At 70.1% G+C, this 16,277-nt stretch carries 11 protein-coding genes and 2 pseudogenes; 8 read left to right on the top strand and 5 right to left on the bottom strand.

Features of this window, described 5'->3' with window-relative positions:
* The first annotated feature begins 142 nt into the window (after positions 1-142).
* Both OV427_RS10925 and OV427_RS10920 read left to right on the top strand, forming a co-directional pair.
* Positions 143-1,015: a helix-turn-helix domain-containing protein gene (locus tag OV427_RS10925; protein WP_267856035.1), complete on the top strand. Its 873-nt coding sequence runs from the start codon at positions 143-145 to the stop codon at positions 1,013-1,015.
* A gap of 229 nt (positions 1,016-1,244) precedes the next feature.
* A complete protein-coding gene (locus OV427_RS10920) occupies positions 1,245-2,450 on the top strand; it encodes an FAD-dependent oxidoreductase (RefSeq protein ID WP_267856034.1) in 1,206 nt (401 codons plus the stop codon).
* A gap of 9 nt (positions 2,451-2,459) precedes the next feature.
* Here OV427_RS10920 and OV427_RS10915 read toward each other — a convergent pair whose 3' ends face one another.
* Positions 2,460-3,533, bottom strand: a complete 1,074-nt coding sequence (locus OV427_RS10915; protein ID WP_324289951.1) for a PQQ-binding-like beta-propeller repeat protein — start codon at positions 3,531-3,533, stop codon at positions 2,460-2,462.
* A gap of 59 nt (positions 3,534-3,592) precedes the next feature.
* Between OV427_RS10915 and add the strand changes: the two genes are divergently transcribed.
* The 4 genes from add (at position 3,593) to OV427_RS10895 (ending at position 7,803) form a co-directional block, all read left to right on the top strand.
* Complete coding sequence (gene add / locus OV427_RS10910) at positions 3,593-4,753, top strand: adenosine deaminase (RefSeq protein WP_267856032.1); 1,161 nt, start codon at positions 3,593-3,595, stop codon at positions 4,751-4,753.
* Between the two features lie 68 nt (positions 4,754-4,821).
* The gene (locus OV427_RS10905) at positions 4,822-5,601 is read left to right on the top strand and encodes an SDR family oxidoreductase (RefSeq protein WP_267856031.1); all 780 of its coding nucleotides are present in this window, start codon (positions 4,822-4,824) and stop codon (positions 5,599-5,601) included.
* A 169-nt stretch (positions 5,602-5,770) separates the two neighbouring features.
* Entirely contained in the window at positions 5,771-7,195 is a 1,425-nt protein-coding gene (locus OV427_RS10900; protein ID WP_267856030.1) for an RtcB family protein, read from the top strand.
* Positions 7,196-7,347: 152 nt separating this feature from the next.
* Positions 7,348-7,803, top strand: a complete 456-nt coding sequence (locus tag OV427_RS10895; protein ID WP_267856029.1) for a hypothetical protein — start codon at positions 7,348-7,350, stop codon at positions 7,801-7,803.
* 6 nt (positions 7,804-7,809) lie between these two features.
* On the opposite strand, the gene OV427_RS10890 is transcribed toward OV427_RS10895, so the two are convergent.
* Both OV427_RS10890 and glgC read right to left on the bottom strand, forming a co-directional pair.
* Entirely contained in the window at positions 7,810-8,328 is a 519-nt protein-coding gene (locus OV427_RS10890) for a GNAT family N-acetyltransferase (RefSeq protein ID WP_267856028.1), read from the bottom strand.
* A gap of 8 nt (positions 8,329-8,336) precedes the next feature.
* Positions 8,337-9,565: pseudogene (glgC, locus tag OV427_RS10885) on the bottom strand (glucose-1-phosphate adenylyltransferase).
* Positions 9,566-9,795: 230 nt separating this feature from the next.
* On the opposite strand from glgC, the gene OV427_RS10880 reads away from it, so the two are divergent.
* Together OV427_RS10880 and OV427_RS10875 are read left to right on the top strand one after the other, a co-directional pair.
* Entirely contained in the window at positions 9,796-10,677 is an 882-nt protein-coding gene (locus OV427_RS10880; protein WP_267856027.1) for a GGDEF domain-containing protein, read from the top strand.
* Positions 10,678-10,680: 3 nt separating this feature from the next.
* A complete protein-coding gene (locus OV427_RS10875; protein ID WP_267856026.1) occupies positions 10,681-10,833 on the top strand; it encodes a hypothetical protein in 153 nt (50 codons plus the stop codon).
* A 13-nt stretch (positions 10,834-10,846) separates the two neighbouring features.
* Here OV427_RS10875 and OV427_RS10870 read toward each other — a convergent pair.
* Positions 10,847-11,874, bottom strand: a pseudogene (locus OV427_RS10870) (NAD-dependent epimerase/dehydratase family protein).
* A complete protein-coding gene (locus tag OV427_RS10865; RefSeq protein ID WP_267856024.1) occupies positions 11,871-16,277 on the bottom strand; it encodes an AMP-binding protein in 4,407 nt (1,468 codons plus the stop codon). The pseudogene OV427_RS10870 and the gene OV427_RS10865 overlap by 4 nt, the downstream one beginning before the upstream one ends.

Below are 16,277 nucleotides of genomic sequence, written 5' to 3'. Positions count from 1 at the left end.
ATGGCGGAGGGGGCTGGATTCGAACCAGCGAAGTCCAAAGCGTGTAGGGCCTCTTCGGCCGGGCGCATTCACAGGGACGCGTCGACTCACGCATCCCTGACGGCTGCGGGGCCCGGCGTGCCGTGGCAGAGTTCAAGGCTCCATGGCCCAGGCACCCTCCCGGCGCGGCAACGCGAAGCGTGAAGCGCTGTTCGCCGAGTTCGCGCAGGCGGTGCCGCTCTTCCAGAGCGCCGCCGAGTCCGTCAACGATGCCGCCGGGGTGGTGCTCGCGCTCGGGCGGACCGAGCTGCAGTACCTGGACCGGCTGCGCTACGGGCCCGCCACGGAGTCGGAGCTGGCCACCGCCGCGGGGCTGGGTGCGCGCGAGCACGCGGCCGTGCTCGACCGGCTGGAGTTGGCGGGCTACGTCCGTGCGCGCTCCGCCGTGGACGCCCGACGTGAGGCGCGGGTGGAACTCACCTCGCACGCGCTGGAATGGATTGAGAGCCTCTGGGGGCCCCTGCGCGACGAGGGCTTTCGTCGCTTCTCCACGTGGCGCATGAGCGACTTGAAGGTGGTGGCCCGCTTCCTCTCCGAGGCGCGGGCCATCCAGGAAGAGCACACGGCTCGCCTCCGTGCGCTCGCGGCCGAGCCCGCATCGAGCCGCCCGAGGCCCAACCGCTCGCGAGGGGGCCTCTCCCCGGCGGCGGTGCGGCGCGTCCACCTCTTCGCCGTCGCGCACCTGGACGGCCCGCTCCGGCTGGCCGACCTGGCGGAGCGCGCGCAGCTCAGCCCGTACCACTTCGCCCGGGCCTTCAAGTCCTCGACGGGGGAAACGCCCAGGGCCTACGTGGAGCGGCTCCGTGTGGAGAAGGCGCAGGAGCTTCTCCGCGACACGGAATTGCCCCTCGCGGACATCGCGCTCGCGTGTGGCTTCAGCTCGCAGAGCCGCCTCACCACCGCGTTCCGCAGGGCGACGGGCTTCACTCCGGCGCGATTCCGCCGAGGTGCCGGCGCCGGTGGGGACGGCGCATAGCCGCGACGTACGGCGACGATGCATGGTTGCTGCGCAAGCACGCGCCCATGGCGGTCGCCGCATCTGGCGTATCCGGTCGGAGCGGCGTATCGCCCTCACGGAGATGCAGGGCCGTGGCGCATGGCCGCAACAACGCCGCAAGAACGGGCAATCGCCGGCAAGCGCTGGAAAGAAGCGCCCTGCGGGCTGAAGCAACACTCGGCGCATCAGGTCCCAGGAGGGAACACGGATGCGCACGAGGAACGGACACGCATTGATAACGGGCTGTGGCATCGCAGGGCCGGTGGTGGCCATGGCGCTGCAGCGCGCGGGCATCGAGTCGGTCATCTACGAGGCCCGGAGCGACGCCATGGACGAGGCGGGCGCCTTCCTGAACCTGGCGCCCAACGGCGTCAACGTGCTCAAGACGCTGGGTGTCGACGCCCAGGTCCAGGCAGCGGGCTTTCCGTGCGGCGGCATCGCCTTCTGGAATGGGGCGGGACGGCGCATCGGGGTGATGGACAACGGGCCCGAGGAGCGGCGCTACGGCGCCGCGAGCCTGGTCATCAAGCGGGGCCTGCTGCACCGGGTGCTGCGCGAGGAGGCACTCCGCCGGGGCATCCGGGTGGAGCTGGGCAGGGCCCTCGAGTCCTTCGACTCCACCGCCGACGGCGTCGAGGCCCGCTTCAAGGATGGCAGTACCGCGAGAGGGGACTTCCTCCTCGGCTGTGACGGCCTGCGCTCGCGCACGCGCGAGCTCCTGCTCCCGGGCGCCAAGGGGCCCGAGTACACGGGGCTGCTGGGGTGGGGCGGCTTCTCCCGCTGCGCCATACCTGCCCCGCCGGGCGGCCTGATGCAGATGACCTTCGGGCGGCGGGCCTTCTTTGGCTACTGCGTCGCCCCGTCCGGGGAGGTGTACTGGTTCAGCAACGAGTCCCAGGCCGAGGAGCCCGCGCGAGGCTCACTGAAGCCCGCCATCGCCGGAGCCTGGAAGGAGCGGTTGCTGGCGCTACACGCCGATGACGCCTCGCCCATCCCCGACATCATCCGCGCGACTGAGGAGGCCAGCATCTCCTGCTACCCCATCCACGACATCCCCTTCCTGCCGCGCTGGCACCAGGGGCGCGTCTGCCTCGTGGGAGATGCCGCGCACGCCACGTCGCCTCACGTGGGGCAGGGCGCGTCGATGGCCATGGAGGACGCGCTCATGCTGGCCCGGTGCCTGAGGGACACCCCGGAGCCGGAGGCCGCCTTCGCCCGCTACCAGGGCCTGCGCAAGGAGCGCGTGGAGAAGCTGACGCGGCAGGCCCGGCGCACCGGCAACACGAAGGGTGCACCCGGCCCCGTCGGCGCGTGGTTCCGGGACAGGCTCCTGCCGCTCTTCCTCAAGCGCGCGGCGGAGGCGAATGCCTGGGTGTACGCCTACAAAGTCGACTGGGACGGCGGTACCGCCTGAGCCTCCGGCTCACTTCTCCTCGGGAGGCTTCAGCCGCCACGCCAGCACCCGCCCGTCCAGGCCCAGCACGAAGAACTCGTCCCCCAGCACCACGGGAGGGGTGCGCAGCGGCGTGTCCGTGCGCAGCGCGAAGGCGCGCTCCCAGGCCGGCGGCTTCAGCACGAGGAGCCGCCCCTCGCGCCCACTGGTGGGGACGAGCAGCAATTCCCCGCGAATCGACGCCACCCGGGTGAGGAGCGGGGCGGGCAGGGTGACTCGCGCCACCTCCTTGCCGCTCTCCCGCTCCAGCCCCACCAGCATGGGCGAGGGCGTCTCGGCCCCGACCCACAGCGTCCCCAGCGCCATGGCCGGAGGCCCGGTGAGGCTCTCCGCCACGGCCTGCTCCCACAGCGGGCTCCCGTCCTTCACCCGGAGTGCCACGAGCCGCCCCGGGCGCGTGCTGACGTAGAGCCCGTCCCGCCATACCTCCATCCCCACCACGTCCCGAACGTCTCGCGTCCAGGCCTGCGTCCCGTCGGCCGTGGACAGGGCCACAAGCCCCGCGCTCCCCCGCGCCACCACCAGGAGCCCCTCCGCCAGGACGGGGGCCGGAAGGCCGCGAGGGGTGTCCGGGGCGGGCTCGGTGGCCTTGGGAGCGGGGGACCGCCACCGCACCTTGCCCGTGTCCACCGCGTACGCGCGCACGGCCCCGTCCGGGGCCACGAAGTACACGGAGGTGCGCGCCTCATCCACCACTGCGGGAGTGAGGACGGGGGGCTCGCCGGTGAGGCGCCAGCGCTCCGCGCCGTCCTCCAGTCCCAGCCGCACCACGTCTCCCGCCACCGTGCCCACGATGACGCTGTCACCGGCCAGCGCGGGCCGCGTGGCCACCTCCCGGCCGAGCGACACCCGCCACACCCCGCGTCCGTCCCGGTCCAGGCGCACCACGGCGCCGGCCTCGTTGCCGGTGATGACGCCGTCCGCCAAGGCGACCAGCCCGGCGCGCGAGGAGGCATCCGTGGAATAGCGGAAGGCCGTGTCCGCCGGCTCCCGGCATCCCACGGTGGCGACCAATGTCAGCGCCAGGGCCGGCAACAGTGGCATGCATGGACAGGCGCGGGGCGACATGGTTTGGAGGATGGCGCAAGGAAGGAACTTCGACCATGCCTACCATTCGTGAAGACGAGTTTCCCAACGCGACCGGCATCCCCTCCTCCGCCCGGCGGACGGACTTCGTGCCGCCCCCGACGCTGGCGGTGACGGAGGAGCTGCTCCTCGCGCTGCCCAAGACGGACCTGCACTGCCACCTCGACGGCTCCATGCGGGTGAAGACGATTCTGGAGCTGGCCGAGCAGCAGAAGGTGAAGCTGCCCGCGGACACCGAGGACGGCCTGGCCAAGGCCATCCACATGGGCCAGGTGTGCAAGAGCCTGGAGGAGTACCTCGTCGCCTTCGACGTGACGCTCTCCGTGCTCCAGACGGCGGACGCGCTCTACCGCGCCGCGTACGAGCTGGCGGTGGACGCCGCCGCGGAGAACGTGCGCTGGCTGGAGGTGCGCTACTCACCCGCGCTCCACCTCCAGAAGGGCCTGAAGATGACCACCGTCATCGACTCGGTGCTGGAGGGCCTGCGTGCCGCCAAGCGCGAGACGGGCATCAAGTGTGGCGTCATCGTCTGCGGCATCCGCCACATCAACCCGCAGACGTCCATGCGGCTGGCCGAGCTGTCCGTGGCCTACAAGAACCGGGGCGTCATCGGCTTCGACCTCGCCGGTGCCGAGGCGAGCTTCCCCGCCAAGGACCACCGCGACGCCTTCCAGCTCATCCTCAAGAACAACGTCAACTGCACCGCGCACGCGGGCGAGGCCTACGGCCCCGAGTCCATCTCCCAGGCCATCCACAACCTGGGCGCGCACCGCATCGGCCACGGCACGCGGCTGCGCGAGGACGGCGATTTGCTCAACTACGTCAACGACCACCGGATTCCGCTGGAGGTCTGCCCGACGTCCAACGTGCAGACGGGCGCGGTGTCCAGCCTCGCGGCGCACCCGCTGAAGTTCTACTTCGACTACGGCCTGCGGGTGACCATCAACACCGACAACCGCCTCATCACCGACACCACGGTGACGAAGGAGCTGTGGGTGGCGCACAAGGAGCTGGGCCTGTCGCTGGAGGACCTGGTCACCATCATCGTCTCCGGCTTCAAGAGCGCCTTCCTCCCGTTCCGCGAGAAGCAGGACATGTTGCGCGCGGTGAACCAGGAGATTGCGACCACGCTGGCCGCCTTCGACAAGAAGCGCTCGGCGATGAAGCAGCCGGCGTGATGGCGTAGCTTCCGGCTCGGTGTGCGCGCCAGCCGCCGTGGGCCTGGCGCCAGCGAAGGAGACGACACGTGGACCTGGAGCTCGGTGGCAAGGTGGTGTTGGTGACGGGGGGCTCGGACGGGCTGGGGGCGGCGGTGGCCCGGAGGCTCGTCCGGGAGGGCGCGAAGGTGGCGCTGTGTGCCCGGGGCGTGGAGCGCCTGGAGGCCACCGCGGACTCCCTGCGCGCCGAGGGCGGGGATGTGCTCACCGTCCAGGCCGACGTGTCCAAGGCCTGGCAGGTGGAGCACTTCGTGGACGCGGCGCACGCGCGCTTCGGGCGGGTGGACGCGCTGGTGAACAACGCCGGCTCCGCGGCCGCGCGGCCCTTCCTGTCGGTGACGGACGCGGAGTGGGAGGAGGACCTCAACCTCAAGCTCTTCGCCGCCGTCCGCGCCTCGCGGCAGGCGCTCCCGTTCATCCGCGAGTCCGGCGGGGGCGCCATCGTCAACGTGCTGGCGATTTCCGCGAAGACGCCGGGCGCGCACTCCACGCCCTCGTCGGTGTCACGCGCGGCGGGCATGGCGCTGACGAAGGCGCTGTCGAAGGAGTTCGGCCCGCACGGCGTCCGGGTGAATGCCGTGCTGGTGGGCATCATCGAGAGCGGCCAGTGGGTGCGCCGGGCCCAGGAGGTGGGCAAGCCGGTGGAGTCCTTCCAGACGGAGATGGCGCGCCACGCCGGCATCCCCCTGGGCCGGGTGGGCAGGGCCGAGGAGTTCGCGGACCTCGTCGCCTTCCTGCTGTCCCCCCGGGGCGGCTACATCAGCGGCGCGGCCATCAACGTGGACGGCGGCCTGTCCGCCGCCGTGTAGGCCCGCGCCGCCTGTCAGGAATCCTCCCCGCTCCCGTCCGTGCACGGTGAGGACGGCCTTGCGCCGTTCCGGCGACCGCGGCTGCTGAACCCTGGTCCCCCTATCTCTCCGTCACGTCCCCCCGGTGCTGTGCATGCGTGCGCGCGCCGGGGCATTCCTGAGCTGGGTCATGCAGCCGAAACTGAATCGGCTCCTGCGGGCGCTTGCCCGTGAGGGGCTCGAGTTGACCTATGACGGTCGCCTCTACTCCGTGCGCCTCCTGGACGACGCGAATGCGCCGCCCGCCGAGGTGCTCCTCCCGCCGGACCTGCCCGTGGAGGGCAAGGCCTTCCGGCAACTCGCCAACCTCGCCGCCCTGAAGCACCCGGGCGGTGGCCAGGTGCTGCGCGTGCGCGCCACCCCCGACTTCCACCCCGGTGACTCCGGTGTGGCCATCGGCTCGGTGCTGCACACGCGGGGCCTGGTCGTTCCCGGTGCCATCGGCACCGACATCAACTGCGGCATGCGCCTGCACGTCGCGGACCTCTCCGTGGACACCTTCCTCGCGAAGCGGGACGCCTTCGTGGAGCGGATGAAGGGCCACTACTTCTTCGGCACTCGGGACGTGGCCATGTCCTCGCGTGCCTCGGAGGCCCTGCTGCGCGACGGCATCCCCGGCTGGTTGCTGGAGACGCTGGAGCAGCCGCTGGGGTGCACGGGGCGCTCGGACCTGAAGCAGCTCGACGCGGAGGTGGACCGCATCCACCTGGGCGGCGGACTGCGGGGCAACCCGTCCTGGGCGCCCGATACCTTCACCCGCGAGGGCGTGGTGCGCGACGCGGGGCTGGCCACCGTCGGAGGGGGCAACCACTTCGTCGAGGTGCAGCGCGTGGAGGCCGTGGAGGACCGGGCGCGGGCCTGGCAGTGGGGCGTGCGCGAGGGACAGCTCGCGTTCATGGTCCACTCCGGCAGCCGCGACGTGGGCAAGCACGTGGGCGTGGCCTGGCAGGAGCGGGCGCGCAAGGCGTGGCCCGTGGGGCAGCCCTTCCCGGACAGCGGCATCCTCCCGCTGGGGGACGAGCGGCTCGTGGCCGAGTACCTGGAGGCGGAGGCCACCGCGGCCAACTACGCCTTCCTCAACCGGCTGCTGCTGGCGGAGCTGCTGCGCCAGACGCTGCGCGAGCTGTTCGGCGAGGTGGAGGCACCGCTCGTCTACGACGTGCCGCACAACCTCACGCTCCCATACGAGGGCGGGTGGCTGGCGCGCAAGGGCGCGTGCCCGGCGGGGGCGGAGCAGCCCGTCATCATCCCCGGCTCCATGGGGGCCACGTCCTTCCTCATGGTGGGGTGTGGCGACGCGAAGTCCCTGGAGTCCGCGTCCCATGGGGCAGGGCGGGCGCGCTCGCGCTTCTCCATGTCGCGCGGCGGGGCGGACCACAGCGAGGAGGCCCTGGGCCTCACCGGGGTGGACTGCATCAGCCTGCGGGCGGAGCGGCGGGTGGAGGAGGCGCCCGCGGCGTACAAGCCCATCCGCCCGGTGGTGGACTCGCAGGTGGAGGCCGGCATCGTCCGCGAGGTGGCGCGGCTTTCGCCCCTGCTCACCTTCAAGGCCTGAGACGCGTCCGGGGCCGGAAAATCGGCCCCGGATGCGTCACCTGTCCGGCGGACACGTCATTTCACTTGGCGTGTCCGCCGTTCTCCGGGTGGAATGCCCCCGCCCGGGCGGTGCCCGCGCACCACCCATGTCATTCGAGGGAAGAGGGGAACATGGAGAACAACTTCGGCTCACCGATGTCGCCCGGAGGCTCGCCCGCGCAGGCGCGTGAGGCCGTGTCGCTGCCCGCCATCCTGCTGATGGTCACCTCGGCGCTGACGTTCCTCTATGGCCTCTATGGCCTCGTCAGCCCCGTCAACGCGGACCAGATGGCGCAGCTGCAGCAGGCGATGCAGGACCCCCAGATGGAGCCGATGCGGGGGTTCTTCGAGTTCATCACGTCCACGGGTGGGCGCCTGACCTTCTCGCTGCCGTACCTCATCCTCAACGCCCTCATCTTCCTGGGCGCGCTGAAGATGCGCGGCCTCCAGAGCTACGGGCTGGCGATGACCTCCGGCATCCTCGCGCTCATCCCTTGCTGTGGCCCCTGCGTGTGCGTGGGCCTTCCCCTGGGCATCTGGGCGCTGGTGGTGCTGCGCAAGCCCGAAGTGCGCGCCGCCTTCACCTAGCCGCCGTCAGCGCGCGGCCGGCTCCTCGCTGAGGGTGGAGGCCGGCCGCCGCTTCTGCATCCTCACGCACGCCAGCTGCACGTCGGGCGTGAGCGGGCGCCGGGCCGCGTGCATCCACACGTAGCCATGGCGCCGGTAGAAGGCCTCCGCGTTGAGGCTGGCGTCCAGGCCGAGCTGCGGCACCCCTTCGCGCCACGCCACGGACTCCAGCGCCGCCAGCAGGGTGGAGCCCACGCCCTGGCCCACCTCGTCCGGCACCACGTAGAGGGCCTCCAGCTCCCCCGCGCGCGTGTCCACCTGGCCGAAGCCCACCAGGCGCCGGCCGCGCTCGGCCACCAGCACCGTGCGGGGCTTGTCCGGCCGCAGGTAGCCCTCCGGCCGGAGCAGCCGCACCCAGGTGCTCACCTCGTGCGGCGCGTACACGTCCCGGCAGTGCGCCTCCACCGCCTGCGTGTGGATGCGCCACAGGGTGCGCCGGTCCGACTCCAGCGCCGGCCTGAGGTGGAGGCCCCCCGCAACACCCATGGCTTGCCTCAGGTCACCTTCATGCCCTTGGGAATCACTACCACCCCGCTCGGCGTGACGTGGAAGCGCCGCTTGTCCTCCACCGGGTCGTAGCCAATCGTCGTCCCCTGCGGAATCTCCACGTTCTTGTCGATGATGGCCCGGCGGATGCGGCAGCGCCGGCCGATGGTGACGTTCTCGAAGAGCAGCGAGTCCTCCACCTCCGAGTACGAATTCACGCGCACCTTCGGGGACAGCACCGAGCGATTCACGTGGCCGCCGGAGATGATGCAGCCCTCCGCCACCAGCGAGTCCGTGGCGTGCCCCACGCGCTTGTTCTCCTTGTCCGCGAAGACGAACTTGGCCGGCGGGTAGTTGTTGGGCTGCGTGTGGATGGGCCACCGGTCGTTGTACAGGTTGAACACCGGGTCCACCTGCACCAGCTCCATGTTGGAGTCGTAGTAGACGTCGATGTTCCCCACGTCCCGCCAGTAGCCGCGCTCCTTCTCCTCCTGGCCGGCAATCTCGTTCGTGGCGAAGTCGTACACGTACACCGGCGCCGTCTTGTACAGCTCGCTGATGATGGACTTGCCGAAGTCGTGCGCGCTCGCCTCGTTCGCCGCGTCGCGCACCACCTCCTGCACCAGCACGTCCGTGGTGAAGAGGTAGTTGCCCAGGAGGCCAGGCACATCTTCGGGTTGCCCGGCATGGGCGGGGGATTCTTCGGCTTCTCCAGGAACTGCCGCATCCGCCCGTCCGGCCCCACGTCGATGATGCCGAACTCGCGCCCCTGCTCAATCGGGACGGGAATCGCGGCCACCGTGCACGCGGCCTTCTTCGCGCAGTGGAAGTCCAGCATCTGCCGCGTGTCCATCCGGTACACGTGGTCCGCGCCGAAGACGAAGATGTGGTCCGGCTCCTCGTCGGTGATGATGTTGAGGTTCTGGTAGATGGCGTCCGCGCTGCCCTTGTACCAGTCCACGCCGGTCCGCATCTGCGCGGGCACCGCCTCCACGTAGTGGCCCAGGAAGGCCGTCATCCGCCACGCCCGGGACAGGTGGTTGTTCAGCGAGTCGCTCTTGTACTGCGTCAGCACCTTCATCCGGTACACGCCGGAGTTCGCGAAGTTGGAGAGGACGAAGTCGATGATGCGGTAACGGCCGCCGAACGGCACCGCCGGCTTCGCGCGCTCACGGGTGAGCGGCTCCAGGCGGGTCCCCGCACCTCCTGCCAGAATCATCGCCAGCACTTTGGACATAGACCGCCGACGTTAACCGTCCGCCTCCGTCCGACAAGGGCACACGTGCCCGCTCGCCCGCCTTCGTTGAGTGCATAACCGCCTGTTCAGGTCCTCCGTCCTCCACGAGGGGCGCCGGATGTGGGAGAAGCGCTCCGTCGGGGGCCTCCCGAGGGCACCCGGCAATAGACGTGGGCAGGCGGGTTGCGCGGCTTCCCCGGAGATGGGCGGGCTGCTAGCCTTCGCTCGCGATGTCCGGAGACGAAACCCGCGTTACCAAAATCTCCACGCTCAAGGACGTGAGTGCCGAGCGCAGCACCGAGTGCTGCCTCGTGCAGATTCACGGCCCCGAGCTGGGCAAGAAGTACCTCATCGACTCCGAGCTCACCATCGGACGAGACCAGGGCAACCACATCTGGGTGGACCTGGACAACGTCTCCCGCCGGCACGCACGCGTGCGCGGCCACGGGGGGCGGATGTTCGTGGAGGACCTGGGGTCCACCAACGGCACCTACCTGAACGACCAGGAGGTGCTGCAGGCCTCGCCGCTGCGCAGCGGGGACCTCATCAAGGTGGGTGGCTCCATCTTCAAGTTCCTCGATGGCGACAACATCGAGACCCAGTACCACGAGACCATCTACACGCTGACGATTGCCGACGGTCTCACCGGCATCAACAACAAGCGCTACTTCCTCGAGTACCTCGAGAAGGAGATGGGGCGCTCCGCGCGCTACCAGCGCTCGCTCACGCTGATGATGTTCGACATCGACCACTTCAAGCAGATCAACGACGTCCACGGCCACCTGGCCGGGGACTACGTGCTGCGCGAATTGTCCCAGTCCATCAAGCGCATGGTGCGCCGCGAGCAGTGCTTCGCCCGCTACGGCGGTGAGGAGTTCGCCCTCGTCATGCCCGAGGACGGGCCCGACAAGGCGCGCGTGTTCGCGGAGAAGATTCGCCGGTTCATCGCGGAGAAGACCTTCGTCTACGACGAGAAGGAGATTCCGGTCACCATCTCCATCGGCGTGGGCGAGATGACGCAGGACATGGCGGAGCCCGCGCACTTCATCAAGGTCGCGGACGCCAACCTGTACAAGGCGAAGAAGACGGGCCGCAACCGGGTGGTGGGCTAGGCCGTGGCGAAGGAAGCAGGCCCCTCCACCTTCGCGCGGCTGTTGCTGGTGCTGCTGGGCCTCGGCTTCCTCGGCGCGGCCTGGGTGTGGAGCCACCGCTCCGAGCCCTGGGCCGCGCGCCTCGTGGAAGACGCGCGGGGACGGGTGGAGCGGTAGTCCCCGCGGGGCCTCAGGTGCCTTCGCGCAGGTCGCTCAGCCGGCCCTTGGTGCCGGGCAGGGCCTGGGGCGGCATCTTCCCGTAGATGTGCTGCACCGTCTCGGAGAGCGTCTCGTGGATGTCGCGCGCGCGGAAGCCCAGTTCGGCCTCTGCCTTGGACGCGTCAGCCAGAACCAGTGCTCGCCAATCTCCACTTCCTGCGGGTCCAGCACGGGCTTGGTGCCGCGCACCTTCGCCCAGCGCTCCAGCAGCTTGCTGCCCAGCACGTTGACCTGTGAGGGCAGGCGCAGCCGGGGTGCGGGCACGCCGGTGATGCGCTCCAGGCGCTTGAAGAAGTCCACCATGGAGAGATTCACCCCCATGAGGTGGCGGCCGTAGATTTCGCCCCGGGTGAGCGCGTTGACGAAGGCGTCCGCCGCGTCGCGCGCGTCCACGAAGGAGATGCCGCCGCCCGGCATGGCCGGAATCTCCTGGTTGAGGAACTTCACCACCGTCCACGTGGAGGACAGCCTGTCGTCTCCCGGGCCCATCAACAGGCTGGGGTTGAGCACCACGAGGGGAATGGCGTGCTTGCGGCAGTACTCCAGCGCCAGCTTCTCCTCGTAGATTTTGGACAGGTAGTACGGCCAGCGCCCCACCACCGTAATCGGGTAGTCGTCGCTCTCGGTGCCGACGTGCTCTTCCTTCGACACGGCGATGGTGCCGGAGGTGGAGGCCAGCACCACGCGCTTCACGCCGGCCTCGCGCACGTCGCGCAGCAACTCACGCGTGCTGTCCACGTGCAGCTCGAACATCTTCCGCGCGTCCTTCGGCTGGAAGGAGACGAGCCCCGCGAGGTGGTAGACGGCGTCCACGCCCGCCAGCGCGCGGCGCACCGCGTCCCGGTCCTTCAAGTCACCCGGGGCGTACTCCGCGCCCGCGAAGGCCGTGCCCGAGGGCTTCGAGCGGCCGATGAGCCGCACCGAGTGCCCCGCCGTCAACAGCCGCGGCACCAGGTGCGTGCCGAGGAATCCCGTGCCTCCCGTTACGAGCAGCTTCACGAGTCCTTCCCTCCAGTGGAGGCGCGGGTGAGCGCCGTCGACGTCGGCTCCTGCGCGTTGAGGTCCAGCACCCGGCCGGCCTTGAGCGCGCGCATCGCGTCCTCGGCGATGCGGGTGGCATAGCGGTAGCCCTCGGAGCGCGCCATGCCCTGCACACGCGCGCGCAGCGTCTCGTGCTCCAGCGCCGGGCCGATGTGCACCTCGAGGTTCTTCGACTTGGGGAACACCGTGCCCTTGGGCAGCGCGTCGAAGGCGCCCTCGATGTAGAGCGGCAGCACGTCCACGCTGTAGGTGAGGGCGAGGTAGCCCAGCGTGGACTTGAACTCCAACAGCTCCCCGGTGGTGGAGCGCGTGCCCTCGGGGAAGATGAGGACGTTGTAGCCCTGGCGCAGCGCCTCGCCCGCCATGCGCAGCGACTCGCGCAGCGAGCCCTGCCGTTCAATGGGGATGAGGTTGGTGAAGTTCTCGAACCAGGCGCGCTTGAGCGGCGTGTTGAAGAAGTAGTCGCGCGCCGCCAGCGACACGAGTCGCTCGCCCTGGTCCCCGAGCGCCACGCGCACCAGCCCCGCGTCCAGGTGGCTGGAGTGGTTGGCGATGACGAGGAAGTTGCGGTTCTGCGGGATGAAGGGCTTGCCCGTCACCTTGGTGTCGAAGACGCCGCCGTAGAGCACCTTCTGTCCGAAGGCGAGGAGCTGACGGCCCACGTCCGCCACCACCTCGGGCACCGGAATCTCTACCTCCTCCGCGCGCGCGTTCTCCTTGCTGATGTCCTTCGCCCGCGTCTCCACCGTGGGGCGCTTGCCGGACGCCAGCACCACCTTGCGCAGGTCCTCCACCGTCTGCACCTGCGTCAGGTCTTCAATCGCGGGCAGCGGCACGCCCGCGCCCTCCAGTGCGGACGACAGCTCGGTGAGCATCAGCGAGTCGAAGCCCAGGTCTCCGGTGAGCAGCGCGTCCGGCCGCACGTCCGCCACCGGGCGGTGGCACACCTCGGCGATGAGCGGGTAGAGCCAGTCGCCCACGCCGCCGGAGCCGGGGTTGGCCACCTTCTCGCGCGCCTTGCTGGCGCTGGCGGCCATGCGCTCCAGCCGCTGCAGCTCCTCCACCACCTGCTTGCGCTTCACGCTGCGCTTGGCGGTGCGCGGCAGCTCGCCGTCCCACAGCCGCAGCACCTTCACCCGGCGGTAGAAGGGCATGTCCGCGCTCACCTTGCGGAAGTGCTCCTCCACCTCGCGCCGCACCTCTTCGCGCGGGCGCTCGCCGTAATCCGGCACGCACAGGCACGCCACCTTCTCGCCGCCCGCCTCGTCGGGCAGGCCGACGACCGACAGCTCCTTGATGTGCGGGTGCTCCTGGTACAGCTCCTCCAGCTCGTCCGGGTAGATGTTCTTCCCGTTGTGGTCGATGATGACGTCCTTCGCGCGGCCGACGAGGTACAGCCGGCCCTCCGCGTCCAGACGCCCCAGGTCGCCGGTGTGGAGCCACCCTTCCTTGAGCACCGCGTCCGTGGCCTCGCGGTCCCCGAAGTAGCCGGGCATGACGTTGGGGCCCTTGGCGAGCACCTCGCCCAGCCCGTCGTTGTCCGGGTTGGCGATGCGCAGCTCGATGCCGGGCAGCGGCCGGCCCACCGTGCCGGGCTGGCGCTTGTTGCCGGGCTCCGTCACCGACAGCACCGGCGCGGACTCCGTCAGGCCGTAGCCCTCGGTGATGTTGAAGCCCAGCTCGTGGAAGGCCTTGTGGACCTCATCCGGCAGCGCCGAGCCGCCCGACACGAGCACCTTGATGCGCCCGCCGAACTTGCGGTGCACCGGCCAGAACAGGAGCTTGCCCAGGTTGATGTTGCCCCGGTTGCGCAGCTCGCCGTGCGTGGCCATCAGCGCCTTGAGCGCCTGCTCCACGAAGGGCGGCTTGCTGGCGAACTCCTGCGTAATCTTGCGGTGCAGCAGCTGCCACAGCGCGGGCACGCCCACCATGGCGGTGATGCGGCCCGTCTCGAACACCTCGCCCAGCCGGTCCGACGTCAGCTCGTCGATGTACGTGATTTCCGCCCCGCGCCAGAACGGGGTGAGGAAGCCGGAGGAGAACTCGAAGGTGTGGTGCAGCGGCAGCACCGACAGCACGCCGTCACCCACGCCGATGTCGAACACGCCGGCCAGCTTCGCCACCAGCGAGGCGAAGTTGCGGTGCGTGAGCATGACGCCCTTGGGCGTGCCCGTGGTGCCGGAGGTGAAGATGATGCTGGCCAGGTCGTCCGCGGAAGCCGACTTCTTCACCGGGCCGATGCGGTCCGGGTGCGCCGGGTCGCCCGTCATCGCCTCCGCGAGGCTCGCCACCGTGACGCCTTCGCCCAGCGCGGTGACGAGGCCGGGGAAGTCGTGTGCGGCGTCCTCGGACAGCAGGCACGCGCGCGCCTCCGCCCGGCGGGAGATGTTGAGCAGCTCCGCTTCGCTGAGGCCCGGGTCCACCGGCACGGCGGTGGCGCCCGCGCGCAGGATGCCGAAGTAGCAGATGCCCCACTCGGGCCGGTTCTCCGACACCAGCAGCACGCGGTCGCCGTGCTTGATGCCCTTGCCGAGCAGGAAGCTGCCCACGCGCGACGCGTAGCGGTGCACCTCGCCGAAGGTGAAGCGCTCCTCGCGCTCGCCGGCCACCATGCGGAAGGCCACCCGGTGCCGGTACGCGTGCACCGTCGCCTCGAGCAGCTCGAGCAGGTCTCTGTGCGCGGGGATGACGGTGCGCTTCTCGCGCTCCTCTTCCAGGCCGGGGAACACCCACTTCTCCAGGCCCGGCAGGTGCGTCTCCATGAAGTAGGCGCGCCAGTCGATGTGCTCGGGGGCCCAGGGCACCTTCAGCCGGTCCGTGTGCGCCATGCGCGTGTAGACGGAGCGCGTGTTGTCGCAGCGGAAGACGTACCGGTTCTCGTAGAGGAAGGGCAGGAACAGGTCCGTGAGGGCGATGAGCCCCTGGTTCTGCTGCTCCACGTCGTCCAGCGACACCTTCGCCTTGTCCAGCATGGCCTGCACGCCGGGCGCGCCCCAGGCGGGCCGCACCTCTTCGATGGCCTTCTTCAGGAACTTCGCGCCGCGCACCAGCATGGGCGCGCTGAACAGCTCGAACTCCTTCTTGCTGACGGGCTGCGGCTCCAGGCGCGAGCGCAGCGAGTTCATCAGCGCGTTGCCCGTCTCACGGTTGCGGTAGTAGCGCCGCCGGTACAGGCCCACCAGCTCCACGGAGCGGCTGGCGTAGAACGGATTCACGTCACCGGACGCCAGGTGGTAGACGCGCCGCTCCTCCACCTCGATGGAGTGCGCGGTGATGCCGATGGTGGCCCCGGCCACCTGGTCCACCGGGATGATGTCCAGGATGGTGCTCTCGCCGGCGGGGATGCCGCCCGGCCCCTTGATGCCCGCGAAGGCCAGCGGCGCCGAGGTCGTGAAGCCCTCGTTCCACCCGGGGAAGGGGAAGTGCATCGCGCTCTCGACGATGGAGGGCCGGACGATGGCGTAGCGCAGCCCCGGCGTGCTCGCGAGCACCTGCTCGCCCAGGGACTTCGTGTACGTGTACGTGTTGGGCCAGCCCCAGTGCGCGGCGCGCTCCATGCCGGCGCGCACCAATTCGCCGCTGAGCCACAGCTTGCGCTCGCGGCCCACCGCCAGGCGCAGCGTCTTCTCGTCGTTGACGTCGCGGCCTTCCTCGGCCAGCCGGTCCAACGCCTTCTTGCGGAAGGTGGACGTGAGGGCCTTGTCGTCGGCCTGCTCGCGCAGCCGGGCGACGATGCGCTCCGCGTCCGCCAACTCCTGCTCCAGGCTGAAGTCGCGCCCGTCCAGCTCGTCCCTGCGGGGGAAGTAGCCGCGGACCTCCTCGTCCTCGAAGACGAGCCCGTCGCGGTTGCCCGCCACGAAGGCGGTGGACATGTGCACCAGCGGCACGCCCCAGCGCACCGCCAGCTCGGCGGCGTACTTCACGCCGTGGGTGTTGACGTTGAGGCCCACCTCCAGCGACGGGTTGAAGGACACCAGACCCGCGCAGTTGACGAAGGCGTGCACCTTGCCGGTGAGCTCGGCCACCTGGACTTCTTCCAGGCCCACCCACGGGTCGGTGATGTCACCGTCCAGCACGTGGCACTTCTTGCGGATGAACTCCAGGGCGCCCGCGTCGCCGTACGCGTCGCGCAGCGGCTGGAAGGGCTCGCTGGTGGCCACCTTGTCGAAGAAGCGCCGCTCGGCGGAGGCCGCGCTGCCCTTGCGGACCAGCACGTACACCTTGTCCAGCTCCTGCCCGTACCGGTGCAGCAGCATGGACAGCGTCACCTTGCCCACGAAGCCGGTGGAGCCCGCGAACAGCAGGCGCTTGCCGGTGAAGACGCGGGAGACGTTCAGCTCGGGAAGCTGCGGCTGACTCAT

The organism is Pyxidicoccus sp. MSG2 (assembly GCF_026626705.1).
In the GTDB taxonomy this organism is placed as follows: Bacteria; Myxococcota; Myxococcia; order Myxococcales; family Myxococcaceae; genus Myxococcus.
Note: the sequence above shows the minus strand (reverse complement) of the source record. Positions and strands in the feature narration are given on the sequence as shown.

What these genes read in the sequence shown, in the direction of transcription:
- OV427_RS10895 (WP_267856029.1), top strand. Translation starts at nt 7,348, where the DNA reads ATGGAGAACAACTTCGGCTCACCGATGTCGCCCGGAGGCTCGCCCGCG.
- OV427_RS10865 (WP_267856024.1), bottom strand. Translation starts at nt 16,277, where the DNA reads ATGAGTCAGCCGCAGCTTCCCGAGCTGAACGTCTCCCGCGTCTTCACC.
- OV427_RS10925 (WP_267856035.1), top strand. Translation starts at nt 143, where the DNA reads ATGGCCCAGGCACCCTCCCGGCGCGGCAACGCGAAGCGTGAAGCGCTG.
- OV427_RS10920 (WP_267856034.1), top strand. Translation starts at nt 1,245, where the DNA reads ATGCGCACGAGGAACGGACACGCATTGATAACGGGCTGTGGCATCGCA.
- OV427_RS10890 (WP_267856028.1), bottom strand. Translation starts at nt 8,328, where the DNA reads ATGGGTGTTGCGGGGGGCCTCCACCTCAGGCCGGCGCTGGAGTCGGAC.
- OV427_RS10915 (WP_324289951.1), bottom strand. Translation starts at nt 3,533, where the DNA reads ATGCCACTGTTGCCGGCCCTGGCGCTGACATTGGTCGCCACCGTGGGA.
- OV427_RS10900 (WP_267856030.1), top strand. Translation starts at nt 5,771, where the DNA reads ATGCAGCCGAAACTGAATCGGCTCCTGCGGGCGCTTGCCCGTGAGGGG.
- add (WP_267856032.1), top strand. Translation starts at nt 3,593, where the DNA reads ATGCCTACCATTCGTGAAGACGAGTTTCCCAACGCGACCGGCATCCCC.
- OV427_RS10880 (WP_267856027.1), top strand. Translation starts at nt 9,796, where the DNA reads ATGTCCGGAGACGAAACCCGCGTTACCAAAATCTCCACGCTCAAGGAC.